The sequence below is a fragment of the Sphingopyxis sp. GW821-FHT12F08 genome, from assembly GCF_058806755.1.
The window spans coordinates 274,305-288,825 of the sequence record NZ_JBXAQA010000007.1 but is presented as its reverse complement, the minus strand read 5'-3'; the positions used below and the strand labels follow the sequence as shown (position 1 = coordinate 288,825).

Here is a 14,521-nt window from a genome sequence, read left to right as displayed (position 1 = left end):
TACGCGATCAACCGAGCGCCGCCCGGATATCGGGCTGGTTGAGCAGTTGATCGAGCGATTTTTCGACCCGGTCAAATATAAGGTCCATTTCGTCTTCCGAACAGCATAATGCGGGCGCGAAGCCGATCACCGCATTGGCGAAGCAGCGGACGATCACGCCATTGTCCCACGTCAATTGCGACAGCCTGCCGCCGACGTCGAGCGCGGCATCGAAGCCGGCTTTGGTCTGCTTGTTCGTTACCAGTTCGATCGCGCCGAGCAGCCCGCGTCCCCGCGCATCGCCGACGAGCGGATGCGCTCGCAGCGCCTCGAGCCGCACGGCAAAGCGCTCGCCCACGACCGCCCCATTTTCGAGCAGGCCGCCGTGCCGGTAAAGACGCAGCACCTCCAGCGCCACCGCCGCGCTGACCGGATGACCCGAATAGGTGAAGCCATGGCCGACGGGGAGCGCCTCGGGCGCGCTGTCGGCGATCGTCTGATAGACATGATCGGCCATCAGCACCGCCCCCATCGGCGCATAGCCGCTGGTCAGTCCCTTCGCGAGCGTCAGGAAATCGGGGGACACATCTTCGTCGTCGCACGCGAACATCGGGCCGGTGCGGCCGAAGCCCGTGATGACTTCGTCGACCAGCATCAGGATGCCGAGCCGGGTGCAGGCCTCGCGCATTGCCTTCAGCCAGCCCTTCGGCGGGACGATCACGCCGCCCGAGCCCTGGATCGGTTCGCAGCAAAAGGCGGCGACGCTGTCGGCGCCGAGCTCGGCGACCTTCGCTTCGAGCGCGGCGACCGACGACGCGATCACCGCGGCGTCCTCATGGCCCTGCGGGTGGCGATAGGGATAGGGTGAGGCGATATGATGCTGCCAGGGGCGCGGCAGGTCGAAGCCGCGGTGGAAGTTCGCCAGCGCCGTCAAGCCCGCGCCGTTCGAACTCGATCCGTGATAGCCCCACTCGAGCGCGATGAACTGCTTCTTCTGCGGTTGGCCGATAGCATTGAAATAATGGACGATGTAGCGGATCGCGCTATCGACCGCGTCCGATCCGCCGAGCGTGAAATAGATATGGTCGAGGCCCGCAGGGGCCAGCGTCGTGAGCTCGTCGGCGAGCCGGATCGCGGGTTCGCTCGAGAAATGGAAATAGCCGGTCGCATAGGGGAGGCGGCGCATCTGCTCGGCCGCGGCCTCGACGATGCTGTCCTGTCCATAGCCCACGTTGACGCACCACAATCCCGCGAACGCGTCGAGGATGCGGCGGCCGTCGCTGTCGGTCAGCCACATGCCGTCCCCTTCGGTCAGGATACGCGCGCCGTGGCGTTCGTGCCCGCGGAACGAGCTGACGGGGTGGATCAGATGGTCGCGATCGATCTCGACAAGCGAGCGATTGGACCGGACGGGCTCGGGCTTGAGGGCGCTTTGCATGGGGTCAGGCTAGCGCGGGGCGATAGCCGGTTGCGCCGAAATTGTCCGATCGGGTGCGTGTGAACGGCTTTTGCAAAGCGGGCGCGGCATATTATGCTGGCGCCCATCTTTAGCCGATGGCAGCGGCAACCGCCTTGCCGCAGCCGACCGTGTCGGCGCGGCCCTTCAGGTCGCCGGTCCGGCCCGCGGGGGTCGACAACACATCTTCGATCGCGCGCATGATCGCCGCCGCGGCGTCGGCTTCGCCCAGATGTTCCAGCATCATCGCCGCCGACCAGATCTGGCCCACCGGATTGGCGATACCCTTGCCTGCGATATCGGGGGCAGAGCCATGGACGGGCTCGAACAGCGACGGATGGGTGCCGTCGGGATTGATATTCCCCGATGGCGCGACGCCGATCGTGCCCGTACAGGCGGGGCCGAGATCGGACAATATGTCGCCGAACAGGTTCGATGCGACGACGACGTCGAAGCGATCGGGGTTCATCACGAACTGCGCGGTCAGGATGTCGATATGATATTTGTCATGGCTGACATCGGGATATTCTTCGGCGATCGCCTCGACGCGCGAATCCCAGAAGGGCATGGTAATTGCGATGCCGTTCGACTTGGTCGCCGAGGTGACATGGCGCCGCTCGCGCTGGCTTGCGAGGTCGAAGGCGAAGCGCAGCACGCGGTCGACCCCGATGCGCGTCATCACCGTTTCCTGGATCACGATTTCGCGGTCGGTGCCGGGGAACATATGCCCCCCGACCGAGCTATATTCGCCTTCGGTATTTTCGCGCACGACCCAGAAATCGATGTCGCCAGGCTCGCGGCCGACCAGCGGACAGGGAACGCCGGGCATCAGCCGCACCGGGCGCAGATTGACATATTGGTCATATTCGCGGCGGAACTGCAGCAGCGACTGCCACAGCGAAATATGGTCGGGCACCGTCGCCGGCCAGCCGACCGCGCCAAAGAAGAGCGCGTCGGGGCGCCCGATGCGCGCCTTCCAGTCGTCGGGCATCATCTGGCCGTGCTGCGCATAATAGTCGCAGCTCGCAAAATCATGCCATTGCTGGTCGATCTCGAAACCGAAGCGGCTCGCGGCCGCCTCGAGCGCGCGAATCCCCTCGGGCATGACTTCCTTGCCGATGCCATCGCCGGGAAGAACGGCGATCGTGTAGCGACGCTTGCCGGTCACGGCCTGCTCCTTAAATATCGAGCCCGCCGATGTGGAAGGCCTTGGTTTCCAGATATTCTGCGATGCCGGCTTCGCCGCCTTCGCGGCCGATGCCCGACTGCTTCACGCCGCCGAAGGGCGCCATTTCCATCGCGATCGATCCCGTGTTGAGCGCGACCATCCCGGCTTCGAGCCGTTCGGCGACGCGGAAGGAGCGGGCGAGGTCACGGGTATAGAAATAGCTCGCGAGGCCATAGGGCGTCGCATTCGCCATCGCGATCGCCTCCGCCTCGTCGCCGAAGCGGAACAGTGGCGCGATCGGGCCGAACGTCTCTTCTTCGGCAAGCCGCATGTCGGGTGTCGCATCGCCGATCAGCAGCGGGCGGACGAAATTTCCGTCGCGGCGTCCCGACCCGGCGGCGAGCGCCTTCGCCCCCTTCGCCATCGCATCGTCGACATGTGCCGCGACCTTGTCGACCGCGGCGGCGTTGATCAGCGGGCCGATCGTCGTGCCGTCTTCGGTCCCCGGCGCGCTGTGCAGGGCGGCGACCGCCTGCCCCAGCCGCGCGGCGAATTCGTCGTAGACCGCAGCCTGGACGAGGATGCGGTTGGCGCAGACGCAGGTCTGGCCTGCGTTGCGGAACTTGCTCGCCATCGCCGCGCGCACCGCAAGGTCGAGATCGGCGTCGTCAAAAACGATCAGCGGCGCGTTGCCGCCGAGTTCGAGGCTGAGGCGCTTGATCGTATCGGCGCTCTGCCGGAACAGCAGCGCGCCGACCCGGGTCGATCCGGTGAACGACAATTTTCGCACGACGGGGCTCGCGGTAATCGTCTCGCCGATCGCCTGCGGCAGGCCGGTCACTAGGTTGATCGTCCCCTTGGGGAAACCCGCCCGCACCGCCAGTTCGATGAGGGCGGTGGCAGAGAAGGGGGTGAGTTCGGACGGCTTGATGACGACCGGGCAACCCGCGGCGAGGGCCGGCGCGCATTTGCGCGTGATCATCGCCGCCGGGAAGTTCCACGGCGTGATCGCGGCGCTGACGCCGACGGGTTCCTGCAATATGATGATGCGCCGATCGCGTTCGGGCGAGGCGACATTGCGGGCGCCGACCCGGCGGCCTTCCTCGGCGAACCATTTGATGAAGGTCGCGGCGTAGCGGATTTCACCCTGTGCCTCCGCCAGCGGTTTACCCTGTTCCGCGGTCATGATCCGCGCGAGGTCGTCCAGGTTCTCGAGGACCAGCGCATGCCAGCGCTCGAGCAGCGCGCCGCGCTCGTCCGCGGTGCGCGCGCGCCATTCGGGCCAGGCGGCTTCGGCCGCCGCGATCGCGGCTTCGGTTTCGGCGGCCGAGCAGTCGGGGATGTCGCCGATCGCGGCGCCTGTGGCCGGATCGGTAACGGTCAGGCTGGCGCGGCCGGCGGCCGCGATCCATGCGCCGTCGACCAGCGCGGCCTGCCGCAGCAGGCTGGGGTCGTTGAGGAGGAGGGTCATCCGAGTGCCTGCGCCGCGAGCCCGAAGACCGCGGGAAAGGGCGCCGCGACGGGCGCCGGGCCGCGCGCCATCGTGCGCACCGAACCGACGCGCGGCAGCCCAAGTTCTTCCAGCCAGTCGCCGAGGCCGCTTTCGGCCGTGATGTCGATCCGGCAGAAGCGCCCCTGTTTGACGGCAAGCCAGTGAAGGATCAGGGCTTTCGCGCCTGCCGCGTCGGGCGCGACGACCGGGGCGATCGACCAGCCGCGACCGAAACGGCGCAGCATCGCAAAGCCGACGGGATGCTGGTCGCGCGACAGGACGACGGTGCGGCTGTCGGCGGCCAGCGCATCGAACAAGGCCTGCCGGTCCATTCCGCCGGCCTTGCTGTAGAGCGCGCCAAGCGCGCCGTCGGCCTTGCCTTTGGGCCGCACCCGCTCGCCCGGATGCAATTCGGAGAGCGGAACGTCGGGCGCGGATCCCTGATGCTGATAGATACGGCCGGTTTCGACGAAACCGAGCTTGAGGTACAGCGGCAACCCTTCTTCGGTGGCGTTAAGCACGATGGTGCGAGCGCCGAGTTGTTCGATCATCGCCTCCATCAGCTTGCGGCCGATGCCTTGCCCCTGCGCGGCGGAGCTCACGATCACCATCCCGATCGTCGCCATGGTTTCACCGAAGCGCCACGCCATGACGGTGCCGACCAGCTTGTCGCCGGCTTCGGCGACGAGCCCCTCGCCAAGGCTGAGGAATAGCGCCCAATCTTCGTCGCGGTGCGGCCACTGCTGCTCGCGCGAAAGCTCGGTCGCGGCTTCCAGGTCGGCGGTCGTCATCGGCCGGAGAACCAGCGAAGCAGCCAATTGTGTCGCCATCGGGGAATACTCCTGCTTCAAGAAATACGCATCCGGGCCCATTTCGGTCCGGGGCTCGCCCGCCTCCCATTTTTATCTAACCGCCGACCGCTGGCATGGGATGCCGGTTTTTAGTCGATAATAGAAGAATATCGCGTTGGACCGCGCCTGTGCGCGGCGCGAATATCGGGCGCACCGAATAAGCTGCCGTGATCCGCAACAAAGGACTCTGTGCCATGTCCGAATTCGACGCCAACCGGTTTCGTCCCGATTCCGCCGCCAATTTCATCGGCGGCCGCAAGGTCGAAGGGCGCGGTCGCGTTTTCGAGGTTCTGCGCCCATCGGACGGCGAGCCGCTCGCGCTGCTTCTTGCGGCGGATACCGCCCAGTTGGAGGAAGCGGTTGCCGATGCCGCCGCGGCGCAGAAGCGCAGCGGCTGGGGCACGATGGAGCCGCGCGGCCGGATGCGCTTGCTGCGCCGCTGGGCCGATCTGATCGAACGCGACGCCGACTGGTTGGCCCCGCTGGAGGCGGTGGGTTCGACGCGTATGCTCGCCGAAATCCGCGCGTGGGACATTCCCTATACCGCAGAGTGCATCCGCTTCTTTGCCGAGTTTACCGACAAGCATGGCGGCGAAGTCGGGGCAACGACGCCTGACAAACTCGGCTTCACATTGACCGAACCTTATGGCGTCGTTGCGGCCATTGCTCCGTGGAACCTGCCCTTGGTGATGGCGGCCTGGAAGATTGCGCCGGCGCTGGCGGCAGGAAATGCCGTCGTCCTCAAGCCTTCGGAACTGACGCCCTTCAGCGTCGTTCGTCTCGCCGAACTGGCGCTCGAAGCGGGGATGCCCGCCGGTATCTTCAACATCGTGCAGGGCGGCGGCGGCGATATCGGCGACGCGCTGGTGCGCGCGGATGCCATCGGTAAGGTCAGCTTCACCGGTTCGACGCGCACCGGACGCGCAATCATGGCGGCCTGTGCCGAAACCGGACCCAAGTCGGTCACGCTCGAACTCGGCGGCAAAAGTCCCCAGATCATCTTTGGCGATGCCGATCTCGACAAGGCGGGAGCCATTGTCGCTAAGGCGATCACGCTCAACGCCGGACAAGTCTGCGTCGCCGGCTCGCGCCTGCTGGTGCACGAAAGCGTCGCCGAGCCCGTCATCGACCGCATTGTCCGCGCCTTTGCCGCGCATCGCATCGGTGAAACCTGGAACAGCGAAACGACGATGGGGCCGATCGCGTCCGAACGGCAGCTCGAGACGATCGACGGCATCGTGTCGCGCGCGCTGGCGGGCGGGGCCGAGGCGCTGGCCGGGGGTGGCCGCGCCGCTTCGCCGCAGCGGGGAAGCTATTATGCGCCGACGCTGCTCGCGGGCGTCGCCCAAGATGACGAGGCCGTGCAAGGAGAGATTTTCGGGCCGGTGCTGACCGTCCAGACCTTCGCTGACGAAGACGAGGCGTTCGCGCTCGCCAATGGCACGCGCTACGGCCTTGCCGCGGGCGTGCATACTCGCGACGTCGCGTGCGCGCTGCGCGCGACCCGCGCGCTCCAGGCCGGGACGATATGGGTCAATCGCTATGGCCGCAGCGACGATTTCATCCTGCCGACCGGCGGCTATGGGGAATCGGGTATCGGCAAGGATTTGGGCCGCGAGGCCTATCTAGCCAATTGCAAGAGCAAGACTGCGCTTATCCAGTTCTAGGCGCCGGCCCCTGTTCGGCGAAGCGCGCGATCGAATAGGGCGCCACCGGAATATCGGTCGCGCCGGTCGCGATCAATTCGGCCATGGTTTCGCCGACGCCGGGCCCGATCTGGAAGCCCGCACCCGAGAAGCCGAAAGCATGGAACAAGCCGGACACCTTGGCGCTCAGACCCATGACCGGCAGGCTGTCGTCGGTATAGCCCTCGATCCCGGACCAGACGCGGATGATCTGCAGCGGAGCGAGGCCGGGCGCGAGGCGGCGGATATGTTCGAGCTGGGTCAACGTATTCTGCGGCATCACATAGGCACGATATTCGTCGGGATAGGATGGCGCGCGCGTGCTGCCGCCGAGGACGATGTTGCCGCGGGCGACTTGCCGGAAGTAGACGGTCTCGATCTCCTCGGGCGTCATCACGCCGACCGAAGGGGCGATGGCATAGGGGACGGGTTCGGTCACCGTCATCGTCGGCGCGCGCGGCGTCAGCGGTACGGGTTCGCCGAACCAGCCGGCGATCGGACCCGCCCAGGCGCCGGCGGTGACGAGCAGAATCGGCGCACGAAAAACCTGGCCGTCCTCGGCCACCAGTTCGAAATCCTCGCCCGGCTTGCTCGCCGCGACGATCTTTGTGTCCTCGACGATGCGCGCGCCCAGCCTAGCCGCGGCGCGGGCGAAGGCAGGGGCGGCGAGGCGCGGGTTGGCGTGACCATCAAGCGGCGAATAGGAGCCGGCAAGGACATCGGGGCCGAGCCAGGGGAAGCGGTCGCGCAGCACATTGGCGCTCAGCAGCTCGAGGTCGAGCCCTTCCTCGCGCGCCTTTGCTGCATAATCCTCCATCGCGCCGACATTTTCGTGCCGGTCGCGAAAGCAGACGCGCATGTGACCGCCCTGCAGATATTCGACATCGGCGCCGAGCAGTTCGTTCGCGCTGCGCCAGATGCGGCTCGCGCGATTGGCCAGCGGCAGCTGGGAGATCGGCCGGCCCTGACGGCGGACATTGCCGAAATTGGTGCCGCTCGCCTGGCGCCCGACCTTGTCGGTTTCGATAAGCGTCACCGACAGGCCGCGCTGGCGAAGGAAGAAGGCGGCCGAACAGCCCATGATGCCGCCGCCGATGATCGCGACGTCGCTGTGGAGGGGCGCTGAACTCACGAATCGCGCCTTGCCGTGCCGATGCCGATCGGCTTGACCGGCGCCTGGCCGCGCAGCCGCCCCGCGGCCTCGACCGTTTCGCCGCGCGCCGCGGCAACGATTTCGGCGGCGGCATTGCCGCAATAGCGACCCTGGCAGCGGCCCATGCCGACGCGGCTGAAGGCCTTGGCGCGATTGGCCTCCGTCGCGCCCGAATCGAGGACGCTGGCGCGTAGCGTCGCGGCGGTGATGCTTTCGCAGCGGCAGACGATCGTATCGTCGGCAACGCGCGCCGCAAGGGCATGCGGCCAGGGGAAAGCTTGCGCCAGCCCGTCGGCGAAGCGGCGATAGCGCGATTTTTGCGCCGCCAGCTCGCGACGCCGGTCCGCTTTGTCGGCGAAGCCCAGGTCCGCGAGCGCGGCCAGCGCGGCCAACTCGCCCGTCACTTCGGCACACCGCGCGCCGAGAACCCGGGCGCCGTCGCCGGCCAGATAGATGCGTTTCGCACTGGCGCGGCCGTCGTCGTCGGTTTCGGGAAGCCATTGGCCGGTCGGCGTGTCGAAGGCGAAGCGGCAGCGGGCCAGATCGGCGATCTGCGTTTCGGGGCGGAGGTGCCAGCCCATGCCGACCGCATCGCAGTCGAACCGGCGGATGCTTCCGCCTTGGGTTGCCACACTGATGCCGCTGACGCCTTCGCCCGCATCGCCGTGAATTTCGGTCGGGGTGATGCCGGTCAGCACGGGGATGCCGCGGCGCCAGAGGTCGAAGGTCAGCTTTGTGCCCGTCCAGAGCAGGTCGGGCTGCGCGGCGAGCTTGGCGGCGGCGGCAAGGCGGCCACCGAGCGGCGACGTGTCGAGCACCGCGGCGACATCGGCGCCGGCCTTCGCATATTGATGCGCGACCAGATAGAGGAGGGGCCCGGTGCCGAGAAAGGCGACCTTGTGCCCGATCGCGCACGCCTGCGCCTTGAGCGCGATCTGCGCGCCGCCGAGGCTATAGCAGCCCGCCTGGTTCCAGCCCTTGACCGGGATCAGCCGATCGGTCGCACCTGAACACACGATCAGCGCGTCATAGGGCACGGACCGCGCTTCGCCGGCGCAGTTCGTCCACACCGCGCCTTCCGAAATATTCCACACCAATGTTTCGGGTTCATAATCGATCGCCGGGCGCAACCGGTCGAAGGTCTCGTGCACTGCCTTGGCGCGCGCCGCCTCGGTGCCGTAGAGCGCCTTATAGCCGCGCTTGAAACCCACGGGCTGACGCCGATAGATCTGGCCGCCGTCGCGGCGCCCTTCGTCGATGACGAGCGGCCGGACGCCGGCCGCGACCAGCGCTTCCGCCGCGCGCACCCCGGCCGGCCCGGCGCCGATGACGATTATCCGACGTTCGGCCATGACGCCTCCGGCTGGGTGGTGAGGAGCGACAGGCCTTCGCTGACTTCGGTCGAGCAGGCACGCAGCCGCTCGCCGGCGGCCGTCCAGACCCAGCAATCCTGGCACGCCGCCATCAGGCAGAAGCCCGCGCGCCGTCCGTCGCCGAATTCGCTGTCGCGAAGTGCCGATCCGGCCGTCAGCATCGCCACCATCAACGTGTCGCCCGCGAGCGCCGTGACCGGGTGGCCATCGACGGTGAACCGCACGTCGGCGCGGCCGGTTTCGGCGAGGCGACGAAACCGGCCGGTCATGGGGCGATCCTTTCGCGCTGGGCAGCCAGGGCCGCGGACTCGTGATGACAGAGCCATTGGTGATCGCCCTGCGCCCGCAGCGGCGGCACGGTGCCGTCGCATGAACCTGCGATGGCGACCGGGCAGCGCGGCAGGAAGCGGCAGAGCCCAGCCGCCTCGGCGCCGGGGAGTGCGGGGTTTGCCTGCCGGGGAAGGGTTTCCAGCCAGCCTGCCTGCATCGCAGGGACCGAATCCATCAGCAGGCGGGTATAGGGATGGTGCGGCCCGGCTGCGAATTCGGCCCGATCGGCCTGCTCGACGGCGGTGCCGCCATAGAGGACGAGTATCTGGTCGCAAAAGGCGCGAACCGTCGAGATGTCGTGACTGATGAAGATGGTCGCGATCCCGAGTTCGCGGCGCAGATCGTCGATGAGTTCGAGAATGGCGGCGCCGACGACGGTGTCGAGCGCCGAGGTCACTTCGTCGCAGAGCAGCAATTCGGGTTCGGCAGCGAGCGCGCGCGCCAGGTTGACGCGCTGCTTTTGCCCGCCCGACAGGTCCGCACTCTTGCGCCGCACGATGTCGCGCGGCAGGCGGATCAGGTCGAGCAGTTCGGCCACCCGCGCGTCCGCCGCCGCGCCCTTCAGCCTCTTGAACAGCGCCAGCGGTCGGGCGAGGATCTCGCCGACGCTATGCGCCGGATTGAGCGCTGTGTCGGCGTTCTGGAATACCAGCTGGACCCGGCGGAACTGGTCGCGGCTGCGGCCCTTCAGTCCGGGCGGCAATTCCTCGCCGTCGATCGCGACCGAACCCGATGCGCGCGGCAACAGGCCCGCGATGACACGCGCGAGCGTCGATTTTCCCGACCCCGATTCGCCGATGACGCCCAGCGTCGCGCCGCGCGCGAGCGTGAAGCCGATGTCGTGCAGCACCGGGATGGCCGGAACTTCGCCGCGCACCCGGCCATAGCCCGCGGTGACATGCGAAACCGACAGGATCGGCGCGTCGTCGACGGCCGCCACGGGCCGCGCCGCGGGTCGCGCCGCCGCCAGCAGCGTGCGCGTATAATCGTCGGTGGGTGCGGCCAATATCTGCGCTGCCGCGCCTTCTTCGCACAGCTTGCCATGTTGAAGGACCGCGATGCGATCGGCCATCTGGGCGACGACGGCCAGGTCGTGGCTGACATAGACGGCGGTGGCCTTGCTGTGTGCGAGCGCGGCCTTGAACGCCTTCAGCACCTCGACTTGGGTGGTCACGTCGAGCGCGGTCGTGGGTTCGTCGAGGATCACCAGTTCGGGTCCGGTGATCAGCGCCATCGCGGCCATCAGCCGCTGCAACTGGCCGCCCGACACCTGGTGCGGATAGCGTGCGCCGATCATTTCGGGGTCGGGCAGCGACAGCGCCCCGAACAGCGCGATGGCCTTGGCCTCGGCCTCGGCGCGGGTGCCGAGGCGGTGCACGAGGACGGGCTCGACGACCTGCGACATGATGGTGCGCGACGGGTTGAAGGCGGCGGCGGCGCTCTGCGCGATGTAGGACATGCTGCGTCCGCGCAGTGCATTGAGCTGGGCGGGGCCAAGCGCGTCGATCGCCCGATCGCCGACGCGGATGCGGCCGCCCGCGATCCGGGCGCCGCTGCGCGTATAGCCCATCAGCGACAGCGCGATGGTCGTCTTGCCGGACCCCGATTCGCCGATCAGCGCCAGCACTTCGCCGCGCGGGACCGAAAAGCTGATATCGTCGACGATCGCGCGTTCGCCGCCATCGGGTGCGCGCACCGTGATGCGCAGGCCGTGGACCTCGACATGGGGGGAGGGGGCCGTAGCGCTCACTTGCCGTCGTCCGCGGGTTTCAGCGCATCGATGACGAGGTTCGCCCCGACGGTCAGCGTCGCGATGGCGATCGCGGGCATCACGATGGCCAGCGCACCTTCGGTGAGGCCCGATATATTCTCGCGCACCAGCGAACCGAGGTCGGCATAGGGCGGCTGGACACCGAGGCCGAGGAAGCTGAGCCCCGACAAAAGCAGGACGATGAAGATGAAGCGGAGGCCGAGGTCGGCGAGCCAGGGGTGGATCATGTTGGGCAGCACCTCGCGCAGCGCGATATGAAAGGCCCCTTCGCCGCGGGTGCGGGCGACCTGCACGAAATCGAGCGCGACGATGTTCATCGCGAGGGCGCGGGCGATGCGGAAATTGCCGGGGACGTAAGTGACCGCGCAAATGAGCAGCAACAGGCCGAGCGAGGATCCGAACGCGGCGACGAGGACCAGCGCGAAAATCTTCGACGGAATGGAAATCAGCGTATCCATCGCACGCGCGAGCAGCTCGTCGACCCAGCCGCCCTTGATCGCGGCGAACAGCGCGAGCGCGGTGCCGGTCATGCTGGCGGCCAGCGCCGCACCGAAAGCGAGAAAGACGGTATAGCGCGCGCCCCACAGCAGGCGGCTCAGCACATCGCGGCCCAGATAGTCGCTGCCGAGCCAGAACCGCCGCGACGCCCCGCTGAAAACCTCATAATCGACAAAGGCACCGACCGAATAAGGCGCGAGCCATGGCCCCGCAACGGCGGCGAGCAGCCAGAAGAGGACGAGCCCGAGACCGATGCGGCCCGAGAGCGACAGCGACCTAGCGAAGGCGGCGAAGCGTCTCATTGCGCGCGAAGCCTCGGGTTGGCGAGGATCGCGACGATGTCGGCAAACAGCATCAGCGCCAGATAGGCGGTGCAGAAGATCATCGCGCAGGCTTGCAGCAGCGGCATGTCGCGGCTGGTCACCGCATTGACCATCAAGCTGGCGAGGCCGGGGAAGTTGAAGATCGTCTCGACGATGATCGCGCCGCCCATCAGATAGGATAGCGACAGCGCCATCGCGTTGACGATCGGGCCGACCGCGTTCGGCAGGACATGCGACAGGACGATGCGGCGAAAGGGCAGGCCTTTCAGGCGCGCCATCTCGACATAGGGGCGATCGAGCTGGTCGGCGACCGCCGCGCGCGTCATGCGCGCCATCTGGGCCACCACGACGACGGTCAGCGTCAGCGCGGGCAGCGCGATCGAGCGCAGCAACTCGCCCCATGTCGCCTCGTCGGAGACGAGCGCGATCGACGGCAGCCAGAGCAGTTTCACCGAAAAGATAAGGACGCCGATCGTCGCGACCAGAAATTCGGGCACCGCGACCATCGACAGCGTCGCGATGTTGAGCGAGCGGTCGAGCGTGCCGCCGCGGTTCACCGCCGAGACGATGCCGATCAGCAGCGCGAGCGGAACGGCGAGCAGCGCGGTAATGCCCGCCAGCATCAACGAATTGGGCAGGCGCTCGGCGATGATGTCGCGCACCGGCATATTGGCGACGAGCGATTGGCCCGGATCGCCCTGGACGATGCCGCCGAGCCATTCGGCGTAGCGGGTCAGCGCCGGGCGATCGAGGCCCATTTCATGGCGCAGCGCGGCGACCTGTTCGGGCGTCGCGCTTTGGCCGAGCGTTTCCTGCGCGGCGTCGCCGGGCAGCAGGCCGCTGATCGTGAAGATGACGGCGGACACGAGGAACAGCGTCAGCAGCGCCGATCCGGTGCGGCGCAGCACCAGCTGCATGATGCCGGCAAAGGCGGAACGGGGAGCGGTGGTCGCAGCCATCAGTCGTCCCACCAGGCATATTCGGCGAACTGATACGCCATGAAACCGCCGAGCGCGACGGGCTGCAGCCCTTTCAGCCGGCGGTCGAAACCATCGATCAACGTGATGAAAACGGGAATGGCGACGCCGCACTGGCCGTGGACCAGCGCCTGCATTTCGCCATAGAGCGTTTTGCGCCGCGCTTCGTCGGCCTCGCCGCGTGCCTCGACGAGCAGGCGGTCGAAGCGCGGGTTCTTCCACCCGCTTTCGTTCCAGTCGGCGTCGGATTTGAAGAACAGGCTGAAGATCAGGTCGGCGGTCGGGCGCGGGTTGGTGTTGCCGAAGCCCATCGGATGCTTCATCCAGTGCGTCGACCAGTAACCGTCCGCGGGAACCCGGTTGACCGCGAGGTCGAGCCCGACACGCGCCCCATATTCCTGCAGGATCGACGCCATGTCGACCGACCCTTCGGCCGCCGGCGTCGCATAGACGGGAATGCGCACCCCGGTCAGTCCGCTGCGCTTCAGATGCCAGCGCGCGCGGTCGAGGTCGAGCGTCGTCTGCGACACTTCGGGATTATAATAGGGATGAAAGGGCGGGATGGGCTGGTCGTTGCCGATCGTCGCATAGTTTCGGAACAGCGCGCGCTTGACGAGCGGCCGGTCGATCAGATGCTTGATCGCCGCGGCGAAGTCGGGATTGCCGGTCGGCAGCCGGTCCTGCCGCATGATCAGGTCGGTGTAGAGCGACGACGGCGTTGCGAGCAGGCCATGCCCGGCGGAGGCGTCGATGCGCTTCGTCGACCGCGGGTTCACCGCGTTGATCAACTGGACGTCGCCGGCGAGCAGCGCGTTCACCCGGCTGACCTCGTCGGGAATCGAGATCAGCTCGATCCGGTCGAGATAGGGACGCCCCTCCACCCAATAATCGGGATTACGCGTGACGACCGTGCGCACCCCCGGTTTGAACTGGGCGAGCCGATAGGGTCCGGTGCCGTTGCCGTCGGGTTTCGTTGCGCCATTGCGGACGATCAGGAAATGCGACTGGGCGAGGATCGCCGGCAGGTCGGCATTGGCGCCGGTCAGCCGGATCAGGACGCCATGGCGGCCATCAGCCCGGATCTCGGCGAATTGCTCGGCGATCGTCGCCATCTTCGACCCGAGCTTGGCATCCGAATGGCGGCGCAGCGACCAGAGGACGTCCGCGCTCGTCAGTTCGGCGCCGTCATGGAAGCGCACGCCCCGGCGCAGCCGGAGGTGCCAGTTGATGCGGTCGGACGTCTCGATGCTTTCGGCGAGCGACGGGCGCGGGATCAGATCGGGACCGGTCTTGGTCAGCCCGCTGTAGAGCATGAAATGACGGACATAATCGGTCGACAGCGCGCCCTTTGCGGGATCGAGCGTGTCGGCGGTCGAGCTCGACTGGGTGGCGATGCGGATGCTGCCGCCGCGGCGCGGGGCCGCGAAGGCCGGTCGCGGGCCGGGCAGCACGAGCATCCCGGCCC

12 protein-coding genes are annotated in these 14,521 nt (G+C 67.4%); 1 reads left to right on the top strand and 11 read right to left on the bottom strand.

Going from position 1 to position 14,521, the window contains the following annotated elements:
• Positions 1-7: 7 nt before the first annotated feature.
• From AC1RNQ_RS19430 to AC1RNQ_RS19415, 4 genes are all read right to left on the bottom strand, one after another.
• Positions 8-1,417: an aspartate aminotransferase family protein gene (locus tag AC1RNQ_RS19430; protein WP_493173818.1), complete on the bottom strand. Its 1,410-nt coding sequence runs from the start codon at positions 1,415-1,417 to the stop codon at positions 8-10.
• A gap of 109 nt (positions 1,418-1,526) precedes the next feature.
• Positions 1,527-2,603, bottom strand: coding sequence for a tartrate dehydrogenase (locus tag AC1RNQ_RS19425; protein WP_493173817.1), 1,077 nt, complete (start codon positions 2,601-2,603; stop codon positions 1,527-1,529).
• A gap of 10 nt (positions 2,604-2,613) precedes the next feature.
• Positions 2,614-4,074: an NAD-dependent succinate-semialdehyde dehydrogenase gene (locus AC1RNQ_RS19420; RefSeq protein ID WP_493173815.1), complete on the bottom strand. Its 1,461-nt coding sequence runs from the start codon at positions 4,072-4,074 to the stop codon at positions 2,614-2,616.
• The gene (locus AC1RNQ_RS19415; protein ID WP_493173814.1) at positions 4,071-4,925 is read right to left on the bottom strand and encodes a GNAT family N-acetyltransferase; all 855 of its coding nucleotides are present in this window, start codon (positions 4,923-4,925) and stop codon (positions 4,071-4,073) included. Before AC1RNQ_RS19415 ends, AC1RNQ_RS19420 begins: the two co-directional genes overlap by 4 nt.
• A 215-nt stretch (positions 4,926-5,140) precedes the next feature.
• On the opposite strand from AC1RNQ_RS19415, the gene AC1RNQ_RS19410 reads away from it, so the two are divergent.
• Positions 5,141-6,613: an aldehyde dehydrogenase family protein gene (locus AC1RNQ_RS19410; RefSeq protein ID WP_493173812.1), complete on the top strand. Its 1,473-nt coding sequence runs from the start codon at positions 5,141-5,143 to the stop codon at positions 6,611-6,613.
• On the opposite strand, the gene AC1RNQ_RS19405 is transcribed toward AC1RNQ_RS19410, so the two are convergent.
• The 7 genes from AC1RNQ_RS19405 to AC1RNQ_RS19375 are packed head-to-tail and all read right to left on the bottom strand — an operon-like array spanning position 6,600 to position 14,513.
• Complete coding sequence (locus tag AC1RNQ_RS19405) at positions 6,600-7,763, bottom strand: NAD(P)/FAD-dependent oxidoreductase (RefSeq protein WP_493173810.1); 1,164 nt, start codon at positions 7,761-7,763, stop codon at positions 6,600-6,602. The two genes, AC1RNQ_RS19410 and AC1RNQ_RS19405, sit on opposite strands and share 14 nt — an antisense overlap.
• Complete coding sequence (locus AC1RNQ_RS19400) at positions 7,760-9,136, bottom strand: FAD/NAD(P)-dependent oxidoreductase (RefSeq protein WP_493173808.1); 1,377 nt, start codon at positions 9,134-9,136, stop codon at positions 7,760-7,762. The genes AC1RNQ_RS19405 and AC1RNQ_RS19400 overlap by 4 nt, the downstream gene beginning before the upstream one ends.
• Positions 9,118-9,426: a (2Fe-2S)-binding protein gene (locus AC1RNQ_RS19395; RefSeq protein WP_493173806.1), complete on the bottom strand. Its 309-nt coding sequence runs from the start codon at positions 9,424-9,426 to the stop codon at positions 9,118-9,120. The genes AC1RNQ_RS19400 and AC1RNQ_RS19395 overlap by 19 nt, the downstream gene beginning before the upstream one ends.
• On the bottom strand, positions 9,423-11,237 hold the full coding sequence (locus tag AC1RNQ_RS19390; RefSeq protein WP_493173804.1) for an ABC transporter ATP-binding protein: 1,815 nt from the start codon (positions 11,235-11,237) through the stop codon (positions 9,423-9,425). The genes AC1RNQ_RS19395 and AC1RNQ_RS19390 overlap by 4 nt, the downstream gene beginning before the upstream one ends.
• Positions 11,234-12,058 (bottom strand): ABC transporter permease, encoded by an 825-nt coding sequence (locus AC1RNQ_RS19385; protein ID WP_493173802.1) that lies wholly within the window; start codon positions 12,056-12,058, stop codon positions 11,234-11,236. Before AC1RNQ_RS19385 ends, AC1RNQ_RS19390 begins: the two co-directional genes overlap by 4 nt.
• Positions 12,055-13,053, bottom strand: coding sequence for an ABC transporter permease (locus tag AC1RNQ_RS19380; RefSeq protein ID WP_493173952.1), 999 nt, complete (start codon positions 13,051-13,053; stop codon positions 12,055-12,057). Before AC1RNQ_RS19380 ends, AC1RNQ_RS19385 begins: the two co-directional genes overlap by 4 nt.
• The gene (locus AC1RNQ_RS19375; RefSeq protein WP_493173950.1) at positions 13,038-14,513 is read right to left on the bottom strand and encodes an ABC transporter substrate-binding protein; all 1,476 of its coding nucleotides are present in this window, start codon (positions 14,511-14,513) and stop codon (positions 13,038-13,040) included. Before AC1RNQ_RS19375 ends, AC1RNQ_RS19380 begins: the two co-directional genes overlap by 16 nt.
• Between the last annotated feature and the right edge of the window lie 8 nt (positions 14,514-14,521).